Here is a 20,827-nt window from a genome sequence, read left to right as displayed (position 1 = left end):
AGGGGCCCGGAGGGAGGTCCATCTATGGACGGGAAACTGGAACAGCTCCAGCGCTGGATCGATGAGAGCCGCCGCATCGTGTTCTTCGGCGGCGCGGGCGTGTCTACCGAGTCGGGCATCCCCGATTTCCGCAGTGTGGACGGGCTCTACAACCAGAGCTACGACGAGCCGCCGGAGACCATCATCAGCCACAGCTATTTCCTTCGGGAGCCGGAGAAGTTCTTCCGGTTCTACCGGGAGAAGATGCTCTGGCCGGAGGCCAAGCCCAACGCCGCCCACCGGAAGCTGGCGGAGCTGGAGCAGGCCGGGAAGCTGGACGCCGTCGTCACCCAGAACATCGACGGCCTCCATCAGGCCGCCGGGAGCGTCAAGGTCTGGGAGCTCCACGGCTCGGTCCACCGGAACTACTGTATGGAGTGCCATCAGCCCTACGATCTGGACTTCATCGTCCACAGCGAGGGCGTCCCCCGCTGCAAGGTCTGCGGCGGCATCGTGAAGCCCGACGTGGTCCTCTATGAGGAGGCGCTGGACGACCGGGTGGTCCGGGGCGCCGTGGAGGCGATCGCCGGAGCGGACCTGCTGATCGTGGGCGGCACCTCTCTGGCCGTCTATCCGGCGGCGGGGCTCATCAACTACTACGACGGCAGCCGTCTGGTGCTGGTCAACAAGACCCCCACCCCCTACGACCACCGGGCCGACCTGATCGTCCACGCCCCCATCGGACAGCTCTTCGCCCAGATCGAGGTCCGTGCCTGACCGAACGAGAGGGCCTCTTCGATGAAAAAGCCCCGGCAGACCGCTGATCCGCGGCCGCCGGGGCTTCCGGTATGGAACAAGACGCAGGGACGGGCAGGCTCAGGCCAGGACGATGGTGCCGTTCTCGATGCGCTCCACCGTCTCCACGGCCTCCACCCGGACGCCCATGCGGCGCAGGACCTTCCCGCCGTCCCGCATGGCCTTCTCGATGGCGGCGGCCACGCCGGCCACCTCACCGCCCGCCTTGGAGACCAGCTCCAGCAGGGCCAGGGTGGACTGGCCGTTGGCCAGGATGTCGTCCACGATCAGGACCACATCGTCCTCGTCCAGATACTTCTTGGAGACCCGGACGGTATAGGACTTCTCCATGGAGAAGGAGTGGGTCTCGGCGGCATAGACATCCGGGTCGATGTATCCGGTCTGGAATTTCTTCGCGTAGATCACCGGCACCTTCAACGCCCGGCCCACGAAGCAGGCGATGGCGATGCCGGAGCTCTCCACCGTGAGGACCTTGGTGACGCCGGCCCCCTTGAAGCGGCGGGCCAGCTCGTTCCCCACCCGCTCGATCAGGTCCATGTCCATACAGTGGTTCAGGAACATATCCACGTGGATGATGTCGCCCTCTCCGATCTGGGCTTCCTCCAGGATGCGCTGTCTCAGTTCCTTCATACGGCTCTCTCCATGCTTCCTTTCTTCTTTCGGGGACGGGCAGACGAGGCCCGCCCGGTGGTCCTCTGTGTGATGATAGCACATTTCTCCGCCCTTCGCAAGATTGACAAACGGCGCGAAATGCGGTATAGTAGTAAAGTCCTTTTTTCTGGAGATGTATCGAAGTGGTCGTAACGAGGCTGACTCGAAATCATGTGATCCATTCATAAGAACTGAATATTTTTCATCTGGAGATGTACCCAAGTGGTTGAAGGGTCTGCACTCGAAATGCAGTAGGCGCCTTAAAAGCGCGCGAGAGTTCGAATCTCTCCATCTCCGCCAACCCGCTGAGATCAAATGTTTCAGCGGGTTTCTTCTTTGCTTCCTGCGCTTGTTGCCCTTCCTCAAATCAAGATACAGACATCATACTTTTGCAGTCAGCAGACGGTATAACACATTCATTATTTGCATACTGTGGTGCCGAAATGGTGACGGATGCTTCTGCGACGCCTGATACAGACCAATATAAACGTACATAAACCGGCAGATAAAATGGAAGGACACCCTCATCCATACCGTGAGGGTGTCCCTATGTTTATACCTTCAGAATGCTGTCATCGGGCAGGGCCATCACCGTCTTGGGACAGGAGACGATGAGGTCGGGCAGCTCCCAGGCACCTGACTCTCTGTTGGCGGCGGCCAGCAACAGCTCGTGGATGGTGTTGGTGTTGGTCACGGAGGTGACCTGCACGTTGATCCGCTGCTCCTTTCCCACCGTCTGGTTGAACGCATCGATGAGGTCGTTGAGTGGGGGATCCGTCTGGCTCCCATAGACGTGCCAGACCTTGTTATTTTATCACTTCAATAAAGCAACTGACGCAAGTGAGAAAACAGGCAGAAAGAAGCCCGCTCCAAACGATCGGGGCGGGCTTCGATGTCCAGTGTCATTTCGTTCGATCTCCGCTGGCGAAGTGCTCGCACTCCGCATCCTTGCGGCTCATGTCCCGCTCCAGCTTCCTCTCCCAGCGGGCCTGACGCTTGATGTAGGATTCCAGCTCCTCGGCGGGGGCCAGGATCGGCCGGTCCACGTCTTCGAAGAGGTCCACCTCCCGGTGGGCAACGGGCTTTTTCTGGAAAGAGGCCGTCTTGACGGCGGACCGGACGGCAGGCCGGCTCTGCCGTGCAGCCCAGACCGGGGCGGCGTCCTTCCCGCCTCCCTTGGCCGTCCGCAGGAGGCTCCCGATCTGATAGGCCACCAGGACCACGAAGAGCACCCGCACCACCGACGAGAAGGCGGACAGGACCTGCGCGAGCTGATAGGAGATGTCCCACAGGAACGTACCGGCGGCGCAGTCGTAGTGCCAGACCAGGATGCCCTCCGTGACGGCCGAGAGGATCCCCAGCACCACCACGCCCGCGACGATGCTCCCCACCGCGCGGGTGGACCGCTTCGCGGTGTCCTGACGATAATGGATGTCTGCCATATCGAGCCTCTCCTTTCGCGGACGCCCCGCACTGGGATGTGGATGTTTCTGTCCTCAGTATAGCACAGATCTGCCCGGACGTCTATGGCGAGTCCGGCGCCGCACGCTCCGATCGGTCATCCCGGCATCATCCTCGTCTGCCAGATCGACCGTTATCGCGCCTCTCTCCCCTCGACCTGGCGGGCTCCCACGCAGACGAAATGGTCCCGCCCCCTCTCACGAAGGGGACAGGACCGTTCGTTCCTTAGCGGCTGTCCTCAGCCCAGCTGGCCCGGCAGGGCGTGCTCCTCCCGGGGCGGGAAGGCGGCGTCGAAGGCCTCCGCCTCCGCTTCATCCACGAAGTAGCCCTCCGGCGGCTGGTACACGCCGGAGGCCCCGTCCAGCCAGCCCGGCTCCAGCTCCCGGAGCAGGAGGAAGGGCGCCTGCACGCCCCGGGGCATGGCGTAGTAGTCGATGCCGGAGCGCCAGGCCTCCCGGAAGCCGCAGTGGCTGTAAAAGCCGATGTCGCCCTCCATGCAGAGGGCTCCGGCCCCCATGGTCCGGGCCAGATCCATGGAGGCGTCCAGCAGACGCTTCCCCAGGCCCTGCCGCTGGCAGTCCGGGCGGATGCTGATGGGCCCGAAGGTCATGATGGGGACCCTCCGGCCGTCATCGGCCCGGATCTCTGCCCGGGCGTACATGACGTGGCCCAGCAAAATCCCGTCCTGCTCCAGCACCAGATCCAGCTCCGGCACGAACTCCGGCCGGTCCCGGAAGCAGTGGAGCACATAGTGCTCCAGACAGCCGGGACGGTAGCGGTCCCAGAACGCGTCCCGGGTCAGGGCCTCCGCGGCCCGATAGTCGGCGGGCTCCTCCCGGCGGATGCGGATGCGGCCGGTGTCGATGATGATGGGATGATGGTACAATTCCAGTTCCTCCTCGATGATGTCACAGTGTGTCCCATGCTTCCACACGATGACCGGGAGGTCCAAGTGGGACAGACGGCACAGACCTCCCGGTCAGGCCGCCGACTCCAACGTGTTGTTCTTCAAACAGCGTGCTCCTTTTGGCCCCGTTGGGGCAGGATGATCGTTCCGTATCCCGGAACTGCCTCCATGATAGCACGGCGTCCCCGGCCTGTCAACGGAGGGAAAAGAAAAGAGACATCTCGAATGAGATGTCTCTTCCTTGGTGCACGAGGCGGGACTTGAACCCGCACGTGCGTAATGCACACTAGAACCTGAATCTAGCGAGTCTGCCAATTCCACCACTCGTGCATTTCGTTCTGCGCCGCGCACCGCTCAGCGCAGGATTTATACTATCATATCCCGTCTGGTTTGGCAAGTCTTTTTTTCGATTTTTTCTCACTTTTTTCTTGGAGGCGGCTCCCAGCCCCGTCATCGCCCCTCTCGTCCGGCCGATTTCGTGTATTTTTCAGATATCTATCCCGATCCAACAAGGAAATATCGACTCTTTATATTACTTTTTTCTGATATGCAGATCGACAAGTCCTCCTGCCGGCTTTATACTAAAGACGAACGATATCGGGCCGCCCTTCTATCGATATCTGCCCGGATCGTCCCTGTCTCTCATCCTGTCACTGCACCGAAAGGAGCGATCTCATATGACCATCGGCCGATCCGTCCCCCGGGTGGATGCCCGGGACAAGGCCGCCGGCACGGCCAAGTACACCTCCGATCTGGAGCCCCGGAGCTATCTGGTGGCCAAAGTAGTCCACAGCACCATCGCCTTCGGCGAGGTCAAGGCCTTCCATCTGGAGGAAGCCCTGGCCGTCCCCGGCGTGGTGAAGATCTTCACCTGCTTCGACGTGCCCCAGACCCTCTACCCCACCCCGGGCCACCCCTGGTCCGTGGAGGAGGCCCATCAGGACGTGGCGGACCGCCTCCTGCTGGAGCGCCGGGTCCGCTTCTACGGCGACGACATCGCCGCCGTGGTGGCCGAGGACGATGTGGCCGCCGCCCGGGCCGCCCGTCTCATCCGGGTGGACTACGAGCCGTTCCAGCCCTATCTGACCCCGGAGCAGACCACGGCCCCCGGAGCCAAGCCCATCCACGCGGAGAAGCCGGACAACATCCTGGCCCGTTCCGGCTTCCATCTGGGGGAGATGTCCTATGAGGAGGCGGAGGCCTCCGAGCCGGACCTGGTGGTCCTCCATAAGACCTATCAGACCCAGCCCGTCCAGCACTGCCACCTCGAGCCCCCCGTCTCCTTCGCCTGGCAGGAAGACGGCAAGCTGACCGTAGTGTCCTCCACCCAGATCCCCCACATCGTCCGCCGGGTCGTCGGGCAGGCCACCGGCCTCCCCTGGGGCAGCATCCGGGTCATCAAGCCCTACATCGGCGGCGGCTTCGGCAACAAGCAGGACGTGCTCTATGAGCCCCTGAACGCCTGGCTCAGCCTCCAGCTGGGCGGCCGCCCGGTGAAGCTGGAGCTCTCCCGGGAGGAGACCTTCACCTGCACCCGGCTCCGCCACGCCATCGGCTTCCATGTGGACGGCGCGGTCCGGCGGGACGGCACTCTGGTGGCCCGGCGCTGTGAGGCCTGGTCCAACCAGGGCGGCTACGCCTCCCACGGCCACGCGATCGCGGCCAACGCCATCAACGGCTTCAAGCAGCTCTACCGGGACGAGAAGGCTCTGGAGTGCAGCGCCTATACCGTCTACACCAACATCGGCGTGGGCGGCGCCATGCGTGGCTACGGCATCCCCCAGTCCTGCTTCGCCACGGAAGCCCTCACCGACGATCTGGCCCTGGCCATCGGCATGGACCCGCTGGAGTTCCGCCGGAAGAACGGCATCCAGGCCGGCTATGAGGACCCCCATACTCACATCCGGTTCGTCAGCTACGGCCTCGCCGCCGCCGTCCAGAAAGGGCGGGAGATGATCCACTGGGACGCGCTCCGGGAGCGGTACCGGGACCAGACCGGCCCCATCCGGCGGGGCGTGGGCATGGCCATGTTCTGCTACAAGACCGGCGTGTACCCCATCTCGCTGGAGACGGCCTCCTGCCGCATGGTGCTCCATCAGGACGGCTCCGTGCAGGTGCAGATGGGCGCCACCGAGATCGGCCAGGGCGCCGACACCGTGTTCAGTCAGATGGCCGCCGAGACCATCGGCCTCTCGCTGGAGAAGGTCCATATCTCCACCGTGCAGGACACCGACATCACTCCCTTCGACACCGGCGCCTACGCCTCCCGGCAGAGCTATGTCAGCGGCATGGCAGTGAAAAAGACCGCTCTGGCCTTCAAGGCCCGAATCCTGGACTACGCCGCCTATGTCCTGGGCCGCTCCGTGGAGGAGCTGGACCTGCGGGACGATCAGATCGTGGACGCCGCCGACGGCGCCCCCCTCCGCTCCGTGGCCGATGTGGCGGTGGAGGCCTTCTACAGCCTGGACCGCTCCGAGCACATCACCGCCGAGGAGACCTCCCAGTGCAAGGTCAACACCTTCGCCAGCGGCTGCTGCTTCGCCGAGGTGGAGGTGGACATCCCGCTGGGCAAGGTGAAGGTCCTGCACATCGTCAACGTCCACGACTCCGGCACCCTGCTCAACCCCAAGCTGGCGGAGGCCCAGGTCCACGGCGGCATGAGCATGGGACTGGGCTATGCCCTCAGCGAGGAGCTCCGGTATGACGACAAGGGCCGCCCCCTGAACGGAGATCTGCTGGACTACAAGCTCCCCACCGCTCTGGACACTCCGGAGCTCCAGGCCGCCTTCGTGGAGGTCCCTGACCCCACGGGCCCCTATGGCAACAAGGCGCTGGGCGAGCCCCCGGCCATCCCCGGCGCGCCCGCCATCCGGAACGCGGTGCTCCACGCCACCGGCGTGGCCATCGACTCTCTGCCCCTGGACCCACAGAAACTGGTCGCCGCCTTCACCGCGGCCGGCCTCATCGACGACTGAAGGAGGTGTCTCACCGTGTATGACATCCAAAGCTATCACCAGGCCGCCAGCGTGGCCGACGCGGTGGCCGCTCTGGTCCGCGATCCGGAGGCCATGCCGATCGCCGGCGGCACCGACGTGCTGATCCAGACCCGGGAGGGCCGCCATGCGGGCTGTCATCTGGTCAGCATCCACGGTCTCCCCGAACTGCGGGAGATCCGCCGGGAGGCCGACGGCACACTGGTCATCGGCTCCGGCTGTACCTTCTCCCAGATCCACGCCTCTCCCGTCCTGCGTCCCCGCGTCCCCATGCTGTGCGACGCGGTGGATCAGGTGGGCAGTCCCCAGATCCGCAACATGGGCACCATCGGCGGCAACGTCTGCAACGGCGTCACCAGCGCCGACAGCGCCCCCTCCCTGCTGGCTCTGGAGGCCCAGCTGGAGCTCACCGGCCCTGAGGGCGTCCGCCGGGTCCCCATCCTGGAGTGGTACACCGGTCCCGGCCGGACCGTCCGCCGCCGGGAGGAGATCCTCACCGCCCTGCGCATCGCCCCGGAGCAGTATGAGGGCTGGTACGGCCGCTATCTGAAATACGGTAAGCGGGAGGCCATGGAGATCTCCACTCTGGGCTGTGCCGTCCGTGTGAAGCTCTCCCCGGACCGACAGAGGGTGGAGGCCCTGCGCATCGCCTACGGCGTGGCGGCCCCCACTCCGGTCCGTTGTCCGGAGAGCGAGGCTCTGGCCGTGGGCCGTCCGCTGGACGAGGCTCTGGTGAAGGAGCTGGGCCAACACGTCCTCACCGAGCTCCAGCCCCGGGACAGCTGGCGGGCCTCCAAAGCCTTCCGGTTCCAGATCGCCAGGGAACTGTGCCGCCGGGCGTTCCGGCAGGCTGTCATCGACGCGGGAGGTGCGATCCATGCTTGAGATCATCCATATGACCGTCAACGGCAAAGCCCAGGAGCTGGCGGTGGATCCCCGGGAATGCCTCACGGACACACTGCGCCAGCGTCTGGGCCTCACCAGCGTGAAGAAGGGCTGTGAGGTGGGCGAATGCGGCGCCTGCACGGTCCTGATCGATGGGAAGGCCGTGAATTCCTGCTGTTATCTGAGCGTCTGGGCCGACGGACACAGCATCCTGACCGTGGAGGGCCTCCGGGGCCCCAACGGGGAACTCTCCCCTATCCAGACCGCCTTCGTGGAGGAGGCCGCCATCCAGTGCGGCTTCTGCACTCCCGGCCTGATCCTCACCGCCGTGGAGATCGTGGGCACCGGCCGCCGCTACACCCGGGAGGAGCTCCGCCGCCTGATCTCCGGCCATCTGTGCCGCTGTACCGGCTACGAGAACATCCTGAACGCCGTAGAGCGGGCCGTGGAGGAGAACTTGGCCCGACAGCACGCCGAGTGACTATATAAAATGAACGCCCGCCGCAGGATTCGTCCTGCGGCGGGCATTTCTTTTCCTGTCTGCGGTCCCGTCCCCACCGATCGGCACGGTCCGGATGCGAAAAGGGTCCCGGAGCAGATGCTCCGGGACCCTTCGATGCCTTTTGAACGGGCTGACTTACTTCAGCTCGACCTTGGCGCCGGCCTCTTCCAGCTTCTTCTTCAGCTCCTCGGCCTCGTCCTTGGAGACGCCCTCCTTCAGAGCCTTGGGAGCGCCCTCGACGACAGCCTTGGCGTCGGCCAGGCCCAGGCCGGTGACCTCGCGGACAGCCTTGATGACCTTGATCTTGCCGGCGGCGTCGAAACCGGTCAGCACGACGTCGAACTCGGTCTTCTCAGCGGCGGCCTCGCCACCAGCAGCGCCGCCAGCGGCGGGAGCGGCCATAGCGGCGGCGGAAACACCGAACTCCTCCTCCAGAGCGTGGACGAGCTCGGACAGCTCCAGGACGGTCAGGCCCTTGACTTCTTCGATCAGAGCAGTGATCTTCTCGCTAGCCATGATAAGATACCTCCTAAATTTTGATCATATAGATGTGTTGTTTCGTTCTCCCCATTCCAGGGGATGCTGGGGTCTGTTTCCGCGTGCCTTATTCGGCGGCGGGAGCCTCCTCGGCAGGAGCGGCCTCGACGAAGCCGCCCTTCTCCTCGGCGATGGCCTTCAGGACGATGGCCAGGCTGGTGATGGGGGCCAGCATGGTGCCCAGGACCTGAGCCTGCAGGACCTCCTTAGAGGGCAGCTCGGCCAGAGCCTTGATCTCGTCCAGGGACAGCACCTTGCCGTCCATGAAGCCAGCCTTGATGGTGAACTTCTCACCGTTGAACTGCTTGGCGAACTTGGCCAGCACGCGCATGGGCGCGATGGGGTCGCCATGGCTCAGGGCCAGAGAGGTGGCGCCGTTCAGGACGGAGTCCATCTCTTCCAGACCCACGTTGTTGATCGCGAAGCGCACCAGGGTGTTCTTCACGACGGCGTAGTCCAGCTCGTTCTTGCGGCACTCGGCGCGCAGAGCGGTATCCTGGGCCACGGTGATGCCCTTATAATCCACCAGAACGCCGCTGGAGGCGCTCTTCAGCTTCTCGGTCAGCTCGGCGACGACCGCCTGCTTCTCACTCAGGACTTTTGCGTTAGGCATGTGGGATTCACCTCCATGAAATAAAAAATGCTCTTCCCATGCCCAAAGCACGAAAACAGCACAAAGAAAGCTCTTCAGTTGCTGTATCCTCGGCAGGGCTTATTTGGATGCCTGCTGTCTTTGAACACGCAGAGTATTATATCACACCGGACAGGTCGTGTCAAGCACGACCTGTCCGAACATGATACATTTTTTGCGGGGCTGCAGTCGTGATACCGTTGCTTACACGAGCTTGGCGCTGTTGATCTTCACGCCGGGGCCCATGGTGGTGGCGGTGACGCAGCTGCGGATATACTGGCCCTTGGCGGCAGAAGGCTTGGCCTTCACGATGGCGCCCATGAGGGCGTTGAAGTTCTCGGTCAGCTTCTCAGCGCCGAAGGAGACCTTGCCGATGGGGCAGTGGATGATGTTGGTCTTGTCCAGACGATACTCGACCTTACCGGCCTTGATCTCCTTGACGGCCTTGGCCACGTCGGGGGTGACGGTGCCGGCCTTGGGGGAGGGCATCAGGCCCTTGGGGCCCAGGACCTTACCGAGGCGGCCGACCACGCCCATCATATCAGGGGAGGCCACGACCACATCGTAGTCGAACCAGTTCTCGGACTGGATCTTCTGGACCATGTCCATCTCGCCGACGAAATCGGCGCCGGCGGCCTTGGCGGCCTCCGCCTTGTCGCCCTTGGCAAAGACCAGCACGCGCTGGGTCTTGCCGGTACCGTGGGGCAGGACGATGGCGCCGCGGACCTGCTGATCCGCATGGCGGGAATCGACGCCCAGCTTCACGTGCAGCTCGACGGTCTCGTCGAACTTGGCAGTAGCGGTCTTGACGACCAGGTCCATCGCCTCGGCGGCATCATAGAGGGCGCCCTTCTCGATCTTCTTGGCGCTCTCGACGTACTTCTTACCTCTAAACATTCTCGATCCCTCCTCTGGCTCAGTCGCCCACGACGACGCCCATGGAACGGGCGGTGCCGGCGATCATGCTCATGGCGGACTCGATGCTGGCCGCGTTCAGGTCAGGCATCTTGGTCTCCGCGATCTTGCGCACATCTTCCTTGCTGATGGTGGCCACCTTGGTCTTGTTGGGCACACCGGAGCCGGACTCGATGCTGCAGGCCTTCTTGATGAGCACAGCGGCGGGAGGAGTCTTGGTGATGAAGGTGAAGGAACGGTCCGCGTAGACGGTGATGACCACGGGGATGATCATGCCGGCCTCGTTCTTGGTCCGCTCATTGAACTCCTTGGTGAAAGCGGCGATGTTCACGCCGTGCTGGCCGAGGGCGGGGCCCACAGGGGGAGCGGGAGTCGCCTTGCCGGCCGGGATCTGCAGTTTGACGTAACCAGTAACTTTCTGTGCCATTTGAAACAGCACCTCCTACTTAAATGTGGTTGAGACGGGACCGGTCAGGTCCCTCCCACGTGCGGGCGGTCAGGCCGTCCGCTCAATCGTCGAGCCGCTCCACCTGATCGAGCTCCAGCTCGACAGGGGTCTCGCGGCCGAACATCTCGACCACCACGCGGACCTTGCCGCGCTCCAGGTCGAGCTCTTCCACAGCGCCCAGGAAGGACGCCATGGGACCGTCGGTGATCTTGACGCGGTCGCCCACCTCGTAGCCGACCACGACTTCCTTCTTCTCCACGCCCATGGCGGCGACCTCCTCATCGGTGAGGGGGATGGCCTTGTTGCCGGAGCCCACGAAGCCGGTCACGCCGCGGACGTTGCGCACCAGGTGCCACGTCTCGTCGGTCATGACCATCTTCACCAGCACATAGCCGGGGAACACCTTGCGGTCCACGGTCTTGGGTCCGTTGTCGGTGATCTCAGTCACCGTCTCCATGGGGATGTTCACCTCAAAGATGAGGTCGCGCATCCCGCGGTTCTCGACTGCCTTCTCGATCGAGGCGGCCACGGTGTTCTCGTAACCAGAATAGGTGTGCGCGACATACCATTTCGCATTCTCTGCCATATCCGCCGCCCCTTAGCCCTTGAACAGGTTCATGAGCGCGGCGAAGATGGACTGCGCCAGCCAGTCGAACGCCCAGATGCAGATGCCCACGACGATGCAGCAGGCGATGACGACCAACGTGTTGTTGACGGTCTGCTTCCGGGACGGCCACTGGACCTTCTTCAGCTCGATCTTCATCTCGCGGAACCACTTGCTGACGCGGGCGCCGAATCCGGGCTTGGACTTCTTCAAGTCCTTCTTGGCGGCCTTAGCCTGCTCGTTCTTCTCGTTATCAGGCATCCAGTACACCCTTCTTTCTCAATGAGCTGTTGGTCGCTCTCATCACTTGGTCTCGTTATGGACCGTGTGCTTCCTGCAGAAGGGGCAGTACTTGTTCAGCTCCAGACGGTCAGGAGTGTTCTTCTTGTTCTTGTTGGTGTTGTAGTTCCTCTGCTTGCACTCGGAGCAGCGGAGGGTGATCTTCACCCGGGAACCTGCCTTTGCCATGTGTTCGGCACCTCCTTCAATTGTTGAGCCGTGCGGGCATAAAAAAACGCCGGACACAGCTCTTGGCCGAATCCAGCGACGTGGGCGTGATACGCCCGTATCGTCACGGTGCGGACTCGGCATGTCTGCCTCCCTATGTCCTCGCTCGGAGGGGAGGGTTCCATGCCCGTCACACCGTAAAAACGCGCACGAAAGAAAAGCCCTCTTTCATAGGTGTTCTTAGCATATCACGCTCTCCCCCGTCCTGTCAAGCACATTTTTTCCGTTTTCCCTGTGTTGACTTTTCTCCTCCCGCCCGGGATAATAGAGGAGAACGAAACGAAGGGAGATCTCTCATCATGCGCATCATGGCCATCGATTACGGCGACGCCCGCACCGGCATCGCCATCTCAGACGCCACCGGCCTGCTGGCCGGCTTCACCACCGTCATCCACAGCCGGAAGAGCGAGACCGTGGCGGAGGAGATCCGCCGCCTCATCGCCGGTCACGGCGTGGAGGAGCTGGTCATGGGCTTCCCCCGGAACATGGACGGCACCGAGGGCCCCCGGGCCGAGCTCTACCGGGCCTTCGCCCGTCAGGTGGAGGAGGTCACCGGCATGGCCCCCGTCCTCTGGGACGAGCGCCGCACCACTGTGGAGGCCCACAGCATCCTCCATGCCGGCGGGAAGAAGATGAAGGACCACCGGAAGAACGTGGACGCGGTGGCCGCCTCTCTGATCCTGGAGGGCTATCTCACCTTCCGCCGGACCAGAGGCTGACCGCCGTCCCCGCTTAGAAAGAAAGGAGCGCTCTCCATGTCCATCGCCCTCAACGTCACCTACACGCTCAAGCCCGGCGCCCAGGCCGCCTTCCTCTCCGAGCTGGCCCGGTCCGGCGTGCTGGCCCAGGTCCGCGCCGAGCCCGGCTGTCTCCGCTACGAGCTCTTCTCCGCCGTGGAGGCGCCGGACCGGCTGGTCCTGCTGGAGCACTGGGACAGCCCGGCCCATCTGGAGGCCCACATGGCCGGGGCCCCCTTCCAGGCCCTCCACCAGATCGAGACGGCCCATGTGCAGGGCCTGGATGTCCGGCGTTTCCAGGTCCCGGAGGACTGACTACCCCTTCCCGAACAGTTCCCGGAGGCCGATGCCCACCGTGAAGAGGCCGAAGGCCCGATGCAGGAGGGCCGTGTCCAGCCCCGTGGCCAGCCAGGCAGTCAGCGCCGTGCCGATCAGGCCGGTCAGCACCGCCGGAAGGACGGTCCGCCGGTCTACATAGCCGTTCCGGAGATGGGACGGCAGGGCCATGGCCGCCGCCGGCAGGAAATAGAGCAGGTTCACCCCCTGGGCCAGATCCTGGGGCACGCCCGCGAAGGCGGTCAGCCACAGGAGCAGGATCGTCCCGCCGCCGATGCCGAACGCGGACAGCACCCCCGCCGCCGTCCCCGCCAGGACGGCCGGGAGCCAGCCCGTCATCCCAGCAGGGCCTTCCCCCCGCCGAAGAGCAGCAGGAGGCCGAAGGCCCGTCTCAGCCACAGGGGATCCACGCCCCGGAAGAGCTTCCCGCCCAGGAGCCCCCCGATCAGGCCCCCCGCCAGATAGGGCATGGCCAGCTCCAGGTCCAGGCTCCCCCGGAGCCAGTAGAGCCCCGCCGAGAGCATACACAGCGGCAGGATCACCGCCACCGAGGTGGCGAAGGCCTGCCGCTGGGAGAGGCCGCACCGCCCCCGCAGGAGGGGCACCAGCACGGTCCCCCCTCCCCCGCCGAAAAAGCCGTTGACCAGCCCTGCCGCCAGGCCCGCCAAGGCCGGGGCCTTCCCGCCCCGCTGTTCGTCCCGCTCCATATAGAAAACACCCCCATCAGCCCTAGTTTGCCGATGGGGGCGTTTTTTATGCGTCGTCCCGGTCCCGATAGCCGCTCAGGTCCAGGACCACCTCGCCGGCCAGCATGAGGCCCGCCACGGAGGGGACCCATGGCACGCTGGAGGGGACGCTCCGGCGGCCCGGCGGCGGGGCCTCGCCGCTCTGGTCCGCGGCGGCGGGGCGCTCCGGGGACCAGACCACCTTGTGGTGGGAGATGCCTCTGGCCCGCAGTTCCTTCCGCACCACCCGGGCCAAAGGGCAGCCCTCTGTCTTGGAGATGTCGCTGATCCGGAACTGGCTGGGGTCCAGCTTGTTCCCGGTGCCCAGCGCGGAGAGGATGGGGATGCCCCGGCTCCTGGCGGTCTGGATCAAGTCCAGCTTGCAGGACACCAGATCGATGGCGTCGATGATATAGTCGTACCGGGCCCCGAAGAAGTCCTCCCGGTGGTCGGCGTCGTACTTGGCCACGATCGTATGGATGACCGCGTCCGGGCTGATGTCCGCCGCCCGCCGGGCCAGGGCCTCCGCCTTGGACTGGCCGATGGTGGACTCCAGCGCCTCCAGCTGGCGGTTCAGGTTGGTGAGGCCCACCTCGTCATGGTCGATCAGCGTCAGCTCCCCGATCCCGGACCGGACCAGGGCCTCCACGGCCCAGCTCCCCACGCCGCCCAGGCCGAACACCGCCACATGGCTGTGCCAGAGCCGGTCCATGGCCGCCTCGCCCAGCACCATGCCGGTGCGGGAAAATCGTTCCTGCATATGCTCGCTCCTTTCCTTCTCCTGTCCGCCGGAAAAAAGGGCCCGCCGTGAGAGGTCTCCCTCATCCAGCGGGCCCTTCCGGCTCGATCGTTTAGTTGCCCAGATACTGTGTGCCGGAGCCCTCGACGGCCTCATAGCCGTCCTCCAGGCCCTCGACCCAGGTCTGCATATCGGCGGAGCGCAGTGCAGAGGCGGCGGTGTACTTCCACAGCACCTCGCCGGTGCTCTCCAGATACATGACGTGCCAGCCCTGCTGACCGGACTGGGTGTTCTCCACCAGACCGGTGTCGCCGGCCTTGCGGCCGTCGGCGAAGATCCAGTCCTCGAAGTCCTGGAAGAAGCCGCTGCTCCGGGTCACGTCGGCGTACAGGCCGCCCTCGTCCTTGGAGCCGGGATCGTCGGAGTTCTCCTTGGCCAGCTCGCCGAAGGACTCGGCGGTCTTGTCACCGGCGTTGAACTGATCCAGCAGGCTCTGGGCCTTCTCCTTGGCGGCGTCCATCTCAGCGTCAGAGGGCGTCTTATTGCCGGAGGAGTCCGTCTCATCCTCGTCAGAGGTCTCGGCCTTCACCAAGATGTGGCGGATGTCGGCGGTGCCGAAGTCATCCTCCCTGCGGGCGCGCTCCAGGAACTGCACCACATAATAGCCGGATCCGTCGGACTCGATGACGGTCACATCGCCCGCTTTGCGAGAGGCGTCGCTGAGCCATTCCTTGTAGGCGGAGCTGACAGAGCTACCCACATTGGTGGTCTCGCCGTCATAGGTCAGGCTCTCGTCTCCGGCCTTGGCCGCGTCGGCGGCGGTCTGGAAGTCGGAGGACTCCGCCTGCGCCTGGAAGGCGTCGGCCTTGTCCTTGGCGGCGCTCATGGCCGCCTCCTTCTCCTCGTCGGTGGGATCCACGGAGTTGCCGTCGGCGTCCTCGGTGCTCTCGGCGGTGCCGTCGAAGAAGATCGCGTTGTAGACATAGGTGTCCAGATCGGCGGCGTTCTCCTTGTAGTACTCCTCCAGCTTGCTCTCGTCATAGGTCAGGCTGTCGGAGTGCTCATTGTAGTACTGGTTGGCCAGGGCGCTGTCCTCCAGGCAGGAGCGCAGGACGCCCTTGGTCATATACTGGCCGAAGTAGGCCTTCAGGAAGCTGGCGGTGTTGGGGTAGCCGCTCTGGACCGCGCCGCTGTCATAGCTGGCCAGGGCGTTCTCCACCTGCTGTTTGCTCTCGTCGTTCAGGGTCTCGCCGGCCTCTTTGGCGGCGTCCACCAGAGCGGCGGTCTGGATCATGTTCTGCTTGGCGGTGTCCATGAAGTAGTCGTAGTAGGTCTTGCTCTCATCCCCGCCGAAGTTCTGCTCTCGGTCAGGGGTCTTGGAGTCGTAGCCCATCATGGACAGGTAGTAGTTGCTCTGCTTGGCCTGACCATAGTAGTAGGAGACCTCGCCGGGGGTGTAGTTCCGGCCATTGATGGTCAGGGCGGTGGTGCGGCTCTGGAAGAAGCCGGAGTTCCAAATCAGCAGAACCGCCACCAGGATGGCCGCCACCACGCCGATCACCGTGTAGGCGATGGTGTTGCGCTTCTTGATGGCCGCCTCCCGGCGCTCCTTGATCTGCTTCTGGGTGAGTCCCTGCTCAGGGATGCTCTGGCGCTGCTTCCGTTCTCTGGATGCGCTCATATCGTTTCAGTCCTCTCGTTATGATTCCCGCGAAGCCGCCCTCCGCCGTGGCTGGACCGCCGCGCTTCGGCCCGGGCCATGCTTCGCATAAACAACTTGACATTATACAGGAGGAATGGGGGTTTTTCAACCCCCATTCCCCCGCCCGGCCGCTTCGGCCGGCACTATTTACAGTTTATCCATAGTCGCCCACCAATCCTCGATGGCGGAGCGGCCGGCGGTCACGCTGCCCTGGACCATCTGGGCAGAGCCGCCGCCCCGGCCGGCGAGGGCCCCGTTCATCTCCTTCACGAGGGGCCGCAGGTCCCGGTCCCGGGCGGCGATGATGTAGCGGAAGCGCTCCCCCTCGGGGGCGAAGGCGGCGCAGAGGCCGTTCCCCCGCTCCACGGCGGCGTTGACCAAAGCCCGGAGGGCGTCGTTGTCCAGCTCCTCGAAGAGCACCAGCTTCTCCGCGTCCGTCGGGAGGGCCTCTGCCTTGGCCTTCGCCAGGCGCTTCCCCATCCGGGCAAGGGCGGCCTTGGCCTCCTCCAGCTCCCCGGCGGTCCGGCGGGCGGCGGCGGCGATGTCCTCCGGCTTCACGGAGAACAGGTTGGACACGGCCGTGACGCTCGTCTGCTTGGCCATCAGATCCTCCACCGCCCGGCTCCCACAGAGCATCCGCAGGCGGACGCCGCCCTTCCAGTTCTGCATGGACAGGAAGTGGATCAGTCCCACCTCGCCGGTCCGGGCCGCATGGGGCGCACAGCAGGCGCACACGTCATAGCCGGGGATCGTCACCAGCCGCACGTGCTCCGTCAGATCCAGCTTGCTCCGGTACTCCAGATGGGGCAGCTCCTCCGGGGCGGGCCAGGAGATCTCCACCGGCAGGTCCTCCGCCACGGCGGCGTTGGCCCGGCGCTCCACGTCCTGGACCTGTTCCCAGTCCACAGGGCCGCTCAGGTCGATCGTGACCTCCTGGTCCCCCAGATGGAAGCCCACGTTGTCCAGCCCGTACCGGCTGTGGAACAGGCCGGAGGCGATGTGCTCGCCGGTGTGGCACTGCATCCGGGCGAAGCGGAGGGGCCAGTCCAGGGCGCCCTCCACCCCGCTCCCCACAGGGATGGGGGCGGAGGTGTGGTGCCACACAGTGTCCCCCTCCTCCTGGGTGTCGGTGACGGGGACTGCGGCGCCGTCGGGCCCGGTCAGGGTCCCCCGGTCGCCGAACTGGCCGCCGCCCTCCGGGAAGAAGGCCGTCCGGTCCAGCGCGATCCGGAAGCCCTCCTTCCGGGCCTCGCAGGCGGTGACCACCGCCCGGAAGGTCTTGATGTGGCTGTCCTCATAGTAGATGCGTTCCGTGGGCATAGATCTCTCTCCTCACAATGTTCTCAGGACCTGCTGCAGGAGTCCCAGCGGCAGGAAGCTCAGGGCGAAGCTGGCCAGGTTGGCCGTCACGGCATAGGCAGTCCGGCGGGCTCTGCTCCGTCCCTCCAGCAGTCCGGCGTACACCATGGTCTCCACCACCAGGATGACCAGCTCCGGCAGGGCCATCACCGCCAAATAGAAGACGAAGGAGCTGGAGAAGGTCACCCAGTTGCCGCCCATCCATGCGAACACGGCGTGGAGGCCGATCTGGGTGGCCAGATTGGTCAGCAGGAACACGATCCAGTTCCGGCGCTCCCCGGCAAAGCCGAAGAGGGCCAACAGGATCCCCTCCGCCAGCAGGGTGGGGATCAGGGTGGCGGCCAGCTCCGCCAGACCGGCCTTCCACACGGAGCTGGTGAGCACCGCCTCATTGGTCGCCCAGTCATAGGTCACATGGCTGTAAAAGGTGGTCCGGCGGATGGTCTGGTCGGACAGCTTGGCTCCCTCCGCCGCAGACACGCCGATCCGGAAGGTGTCCGGAAGGCCGAAGTAGGTGAAGTAGAAGGTCCCGTCCTCCCGGGGCGTGATGTCCCCGAAGAGAGGCACGTCGGTGCCGCCGGAGAAGGCCGGATACCAGCCCTCCCCCTCCCACTGGCGGAGCCCCGTCAGCAGATCCGGGTCGTAGTCCTCATCTCTCAGGTTGTCGTAGCTCCCGTGCTCCTCCTCCGGGACCATCAGGTCCAGATAGAACGTCCCCTCCGGGGCGTTGACCACGGTGATCGTCAGGTCGGGCTTTGGCCCCATATCGGCGGAGGCCGGGACCACCAGCAGGATCAGGCAGGAGAGCAGAGCAAGGGCAAGAGACAGCGTCCGTTTCATGTTCGTATCCTCCTTTTGTTGTGTTGGGTCTATCCATTCAGACGGATAGATCAGGCAAAAAGTTCCGGTACGGGTCAGATCGGCGGAGATGGAGCGGCCCCCGATGCCATATCGCCCTCTGGAGCGGGCTCCAGAGGGCGGATGGGTCTATGGATCTTACTTGGCGTAGTAGTTGATGAGACAGCCGGCCAGGATGATGTCCCGCTCCTCCTGGGTGATGCCGGGGAGCTTCACCGTGACGGGCTTCTCCTGTCCATTCTGGATCAGGACGGCGGAGATCGTCTCCTCCCCCTTTTCCAGCGCGGCCCGGATGCCGGGGAGCCAGAGCTGATTGCCGGGCTGGACGTTCCAGTCCTTCACGTCCTCAGCGATGAAGGGCAGCATGCCCCAGTTCACCACGTTGGAGCGGTAGCGCTTGGTGGCGAACTCCGCGCACAGGTCCGCGCAGCCGCCCAGCACCCGCTGGCAGGAGGCGGCCTGCTCCCGGGCGGAGCCGTCGCCGGGCTTCAGGGCCATGACGAAGGAGCCCAGGCCGGTGGTCCGGCCGTCCCGGCCGCCCAGCGCCTCCACCACCTCCGGAGCGGAGGGGTCCTTCCGCCGGAGCTGTTCCACCGCCAGCACCGCCTTGGCCCGGGGCACATACTGAGGGTCCTTGCGGCTCAGGGCGAACTCGCTGAGCCGCAGAGGGTTGGACCGGTAAGAGGAGGTCTCGCCGGAGGGGATCAGCTCATCAGTGGTGGTCACCGGATCGTAGATCGCGGCGGCGGCAGTGAGGAGCAGATCCTGAGGCAGGGCGATCTGCTCGGGCCAGTCGGCGATGTTGGGGCCGTAGACCAGCTCGGTGTCGGGCTTGGCCCTGCCCACGCCGTAGTACACCCGGGACTTGTAGGCGCTGTCGTCATAGCTCCAGTCCTCGTCGGCCCGGTCGGCGGGGATGTCCGCCAGCTCGTCCGCGCCGGTGAGGACGCCGTTGTTCCGGGCCGTGGCGGCGATGGACCGGGCGTCCATCAAAGCCACATAGGAGATCTGGCCCTCGCCGGGCTTGGAGCCCTCCCGGTTGGGGAAGTTTCGGGTGGAGTGGCGGATGGAGAAGGCCCCGTTGGCGGGCACGTCGCCCGCGCCGAAGCAGGGACCGCAGAAGCAGGAACGGATGGTGGCGCCGGCGGCCATCAGGTCGGCGATATAGCCCTTCCGGGTCAGCTCCAGGTTGATGGGCATGGAGCCGGGATAGCAGGACAGCCAGAACTCATCCGCGCCGATGGCGCTCCCCTTCAGGATCTCGGCGGCCCGGACCAGGTTCTGGTAAGTGCCGCCGGAGCATCCGGCGATCACGCCCTGATCCACATGGAACTTGCCGTCCACGATCTTCTCCTCCAGCGGGGCGGCGTTCTTCACGCCCAGCTGCTCGGCGGCGGCCACGTCCACCTGATGGAGCAGATCGGCCATGTTGGCCTTGAACTCCCGGATCGTATAGGCGTTGGAGGGGTGGAAGGGCAGAGCGATCATGGGCTCCACCGTGGACAGGTCCAGAGCGATGACGCCGTCGTAATAGGCGCCCTCGGCGGGGGCCTGGGCCTTGTACTGGTCCCCCCGGCCCAGAGCGGTCAGATGCTCCCGGGTCCGCTCGTCGGTGGACCAGACGGAGGACAGGCAGGCGGTCTCGGTGGTCATCACGTCGATGCCCGCCCGGTAGTCCATGGACAGGCTGGCCACGCCGGGGCCGAAGAACTCCATGACGGCATTCTTCACCACGCCCTCCTTGAAGGTGGCGCCGATCAGGGCCAGGGCCACGTCCTGAGGACCCACGCCGGGCTTGGGCGCGCCGGTCAGGTAGATGGCGATGACCTTGGGATAGGCGATGTCATAGGTCTTGCACAGGAGCTGGCGGGCCAGCTCGGGACCGCCCTCGCCGATGGCCATGGTGCCGTAGGCGCCGTAGCGGGTGTGGGAGTCGGAGCCCAGGATCATCCGGCCGGGGGCGGCGTAGCGCTCCCGCATATAGGAGTGGATCACGGCCTGATGGGCGGGCACGAACTCGCCGCCGTACTTCTTGGCGGCCGAGAGGCCGAACACATGGTCGTCCTCGTTGATGGTGCCGCCCACGGCGCAGAGGGAGTTATGGCAGTTGGTGAGCACGTAGGGCAGGGGGAACTCCTTCAGCCCGGAGGCCCGGGCGGTCTGGATGATGCCCACATAGGTGATGTCATGGGACGCCATGGCGTCGAAGCGGATGGCCAGACGGTCCATGCGCTCCAGCGTGTTGTGGGCGGCGAGGATGCCATAGGCCATGGTGCCTTTCCTGGCCTCGTCAGGGCTGGGCAGACCGGCGGCGGGGCCCTCCTGCCCGGGCAGGAACTGACCGGCGCGGTAATAGACGCCGGAAGGGGTGATCTCTATCATAGTGTCTTTACCTCCAAAACGAGCGCGGCCCCGGTGCCCGGGCCCACGGATCATGATCTCTCCTCCATTTTATCAGAGGTCTGAGGAGAGCGCAAGGCTTCCAGCCGCTTTTTCTCTTTCCAACGCTAAAGTGTCTGGGCCATCTCCCGTTTT

General features: G+C 64.8%; 24 protein-coding genes and 2 tRNA genes. 7 read left to right on the top strand and 19 right to left on the bottom strand.

The genetic code is table 11. From position 1 onward, the window contains the following. The first annotated feature begins 24 nt into the window (after positions 1 to 24). Positions 25 to 756 carry an NAD-dependent protein deacylase gene (locus KQI12_RS02685; RefSeq protein WP_216570400.1) on the top strand — a complete coding sequence of 244 codons (732 nt, stop codon included), beginning with the start codon at positions 25 to 27 and terminating at the stop codon, positions 754 to 756. Between the two features lie 99 nt (positions 757 to 855). On the opposite strand, the gene KQI12_RS02680 is transcribed toward KQI12_RS02685, so the two are convergent. Continuing rightward, on the bottom strand, positions 856 to 1,425 hold the full coding sequence (locus tag KQI12_RS02680) for a xanthine phosphoribosyltransferase (protein ID WP_216570399.1): 570 nt from the start codon (positions 1,423 to 1,425) through the stop codon (positions 856 to 858). Between the two features lie 229 nt (positions 1,426 to 1,654). On the opposite strand from KQI12_RS02680, the gene KQI12_RS02675 reads away from it, so the two are divergent. Next, positions 1,655 to 1,746: transfer RNA gene (locus KQI12_RS02675), tRNA-Ser, on the top strand. 253 nt (positions 1,747 to 1,999) lie between these two features. On the opposite strand, the gene KQI12_RS02670 is transcribed toward KQI12_RS02675, so the two are convergent. From KQI12_RS02670 to KQI12_RS02655, 4 genes are all read right to left on the bottom strand, one after another. Beyond that, on the bottom strand, positions 2,000 to 2,179 hold the full coding sequence (locus KQI12_RS02670) for a hypothetical protein (protein WP_216570397.1): 180 nt from the start codon (positions 2,177 to 2,179) through the stop codon (positions 2,000 to 2,002). Between the two features lie 169 nt (positions 2,180 to 2,348). Beyond that, the gene (locus KQI12_RS02665) at positions 2,349 to 2,888 is read right to left on the bottom strand and encodes a hypothetical protein (protein WP_216570395.1); all 540 of its coding nucleotides are present in this window, start codon (positions 2,886 to 2,888) and stop codon (positions 2,349 to 2,351) included. 257 nt (positions 2,889 to 3,145) lie between these two features. Continuing rightward, on the bottom strand, positions 3,146 to 3,859 hold the full coding sequence (locus tag KQI12_RS02660) for a GNAT family N-acetyltransferase (protein ID WP_371817930.1): 714 nt from the start codon (positions 3,857 to 3,859) through the stop codon (positions 3,146 to 3,148). Positions 3,860 to 4,056: 197 nt separating this feature from the next. Continuing rightward, positions 4,057 to 4,144, bottom strand: a tRNA-Leu gene (locus tag KQI12_RS02655). A 347-nt stretch (positions 4,145 to 4,491) separates the two neighbouring features. On the opposite strand from KQI12_RS02655, the gene xdhA reads away from it, so the two are divergent. Genes xdhA through xdhC form a run of 3 tightly spaced genes read left to right on the top strand, consistent with a single transcriptional unit; the run spans position 4,492 to position 8,173 of the window. Further along, positions 4,492 to 6,789 carry a xanthine dehydrogenase subunit XdhA gene (gene xdhA / locus KQI12_RS02650; RefSeq protein ID WP_216570393.1) on the top strand — a complete coding sequence of 766 codons (2,298 nt, stop codon included), beginning with the start codon at positions 4,492 to 4,494 and terminating at the stop codon, positions 6,787 to 6,789. A 15-nt stretch (positions 6,790 to 6,804) separates the two neighbouring features. Continuing rightward, the gene (xdhB, locus tag KQI12_RS02645) at positions 6,805 to 7,692 is read left to right on the top strand and encodes a xanthine dehydrogenase subunit XdhB (protein WP_216570392.1); all 888 of its coding nucleotides are present in this window, start codon (positions 6,805 to 6,807) and stop codon (positions 7,690 to 7,692) included. Beyond that, complete coding sequence (gene xdhC / locus KQI12_RS02640; RefSeq protein WP_216570391.1) at positions 7,685 to 8,173, top strand: xanthine dehydrogenase subunit XdhC; 489 nt, start codon at positions 7,685 to 7,687, stop codon at positions 8,171 to 8,173. Before xdhB ends, xdhC begins: the two co-directional genes overlap by 8 nt. Positions 8,174 to 8,329: 156 nt before the next feature. Here the strand turns inward: xdhC and rplL are convergent, their stop codons facing one another. The 7 genes from rplL to rpmG all read right to left on the bottom strand — a co-directional run bounded on the left by rplL (position 8,330) and on the right by rpmG (position 11,797). Continuing rightward, complete coding sequence (gene rplL, locus KQI12_RS02635; protein WP_216570390.1) at positions 8,330 to 8,710, bottom strand: 50S ribosomal protein L7/L12; 381 nt, start codon at positions 8,708 to 8,710, stop codon at positions 8,330 to 8,332. An 88-nt stretch (positions 8,711 to 8,798) separates the two neighbouring features. Further along, positions 8,799 to 9,344 carry a 50S ribosomal protein L10 gene (gene rplJ / locus KQI12_RS02630; protein WP_216570389.1) on the bottom strand — a complete coding sequence of 182 codons (546 nt, stop codon included), beginning with the start codon at positions 9,342 to 9,344 and terminating at the stop codon, positions 8,799 to 8,801. A gap of 222 nt (positions 9,345 to 9,566) precedes the next feature. Further along, the gene (gene rplA / locus KQI12_RS02625; RefSeq protein WP_216570387.1) at positions 9,567 to 10,259 is read right to left on the bottom strand and encodes a 50S ribosomal protein L1; all 693 of its coding nucleotides are present in this window, start codon (positions 10,257 to 10,259) and stop codon (positions 9,567 to 9,569) included. 19 nt (positions 10,260 to 10,278) lie between these two features. Further along, a complete protein-coding gene (gene rplK / locus KQI12_RS02620; RefSeq protein ID WP_216570385.1) occupies positions 10,279 to 10,704 on the bottom strand; it encodes a 50S ribosomal protein L11 in 426 nt (141 codons plus the stop codon). An 82-nt stretch (positions 10,705 to 10,786) separates the two neighbouring features. Further along, complete coding sequence (gene nusG, locus KQI12_RS02615) at positions 10,787 to 11,311, bottom strand: transcription termination/antitermination protein NusG (protein WP_216570383.1); 525 nt, start codon at positions 11,309 to 11,311, stop codon at positions 10,787 to 10,789. Between the two features lie 12 nt (positions 11,312 to 11,323). Continuing rightward, on the bottom strand, positions 11,324 to 11,590 hold the full coding sequence (gene secE, locus KQI12_RS02610) for a preprotein translocase subunit SecE (RefSeq protein ID WP_216570381.1): 267 nt from the start codon (positions 11,588 to 11,590) through the stop codon (positions 11,324 to 11,326). A 42-nt stretch (positions 11,591 to 11,632) separates the two neighbouring features. After that, entirely contained in the window at positions 11,633 to 11,797 is a 165-nt protein-coding gene (rpmG, locus tag KQI12_RS02605) for a 50S ribosomal protein L33 (RefSeq protein WP_087262704.1), read from the bottom strand. A 338-nt stretch (positions 11,798 to 12,135) separates the two neighbouring features. Between rpmG and ruvX the strand changes: the two genes are divergently transcribed. Both ruvX and KQI12_RS02595 read left to right on the top strand, forming a co-directional pair. Beyond that, positions 12,136 to 12,555 carry a Holliday junction resolvase RuvX gene (gene ruvX / locus KQI12_RS02600; protein ID WP_216570379.1) on the top strand — a complete coding sequence of 140 codons (420 nt, stop codon included), beginning with the start codon at positions 12,136 to 12,138 and terminating at the stop codon, positions 12,553 to 12,555. Between the two features lie 36 nt (positions 12,556 to 12,591). Next, positions 12,592 to 12,888: a putative quinol monooxygenase gene (locus KQI12_RS02595; protein WP_216570377.1), complete on the top strand. Its 297-nt coding sequence runs from the start codon at positions 12,592 to 12,594 to the stop codon at positions 12,886 to 12,888. Here KQI12_RS02595 and KQI12_RS02590 read toward each other — a convergent pair whose 3' ends face one another. The 7 genes from KQI12_RS02590 to KQI12_RS02560 all read right to left on the bottom strand — a co-directional run bounded on the left by KQI12_RS02590 (position 12,889) and on the right by KQI12_RS02560 (position 20,674). After that, positions 12,889 to 13,248 (bottom strand): sulfite exporter TauE/SafE family protein, encoded by a 360-nt coding sequence (locus KQI12_RS02590; RefSeq protein ID WP_216570375.1) that lies wholly within the window; start codon positions 13,246 to 13,248, stop codon positions 12,889 to 12,891. After that, positions 13,245 to 13,616 carry a TSUP family transporter gene (locus KQI12_RS02585; RefSeq protein WP_216570373.1) on the bottom strand — a complete coding sequence of 124 codons (372 nt, stop codon included), beginning with the start codon at positions 13,614 to 13,616 and terminating at the stop codon, positions 13,245 to 13,247. The genes KQI12_RS02590 and KQI12_RS02585 overlap by 4 nt, the downstream gene beginning before the upstream one ends. A 46-nt stretch (positions 13,617 to 13,662) precedes the next feature. Next, on the bottom strand, positions 13,663 to 14,394 hold the full coding sequence (locus KQI12_RS02580; RefSeq protein WP_216570371.1) for a ThiF family adenylyltransferase: 732 nt from the start codon (positions 14,392 to 14,394) through the stop codon (positions 13,663 to 13,665). Between the two features lie 91 nt (positions 14,395 to 14,485). Further along, the gene (locus tag KQI12_RS02575) at positions 14,486 to 16,054 is read right to left on the bottom strand and encodes a peptidylprolyl isomerase (protein WP_216570369.1); all 1,569 of its coding nucleotides are present in this window, start codon (positions 16,052 to 16,054) and stop codon (positions 14,486 to 14,488) included. A gap of 168 nt (positions 16,055 to 16,222) precedes the next feature. Continuing rightward, positions 16,223 to 17,395: an alanine--tRNA ligase-related protein gene (locus KQI12_RS02570; protein ID WP_216570367.1), complete on the bottom strand. Its 1,173-nt coding sequence runs from the start codon at positions 17,393 to 17,395 to the stop codon at positions 16,223 to 16,225. A 12-nt stretch (positions 17,396 to 17,407) separates the two neighbouring features. Next, the gene (locus tag KQI12_RS02565) at positions 17,408 to 18,274 is read right to left on the bottom strand and encodes a hypothetical protein (protein WP_216570365.1); all 867 of its coding nucleotides are present in this window, start codon (positions 18,272 to 18,274) and stop codon (positions 17,408 to 17,410) included. Positions 18,275 to 18,430: 156 nt separating this feature from the next. After that, entirely contained in the window at positions 18,431 to 20,674 is a 2,244-nt protein-coding gene (locus tag KQI12_RS02560; RefSeq protein WP_216570363.1) for a hydratase, read from the bottom strand. Between the last annotated feature and the right edge of the window lie 153 nt (positions 20,675 to 20,827).

The sequence above is a fragment of the Pseudoflavonifractor sp. MSJ-37 genome, assembly GCF_018917965.1.
Taxonomy (GTDB): Bacteria; Bacillota; Clostridia; order Oscillospirales; family Oscillospiraceae; genus Pseudoflavonifractor_A.
The sequence above is the reverse complement of the archived record's forward strand: the minus strand, read 5'-3'. Positions and strand labels throughout refer to the sequence as shown.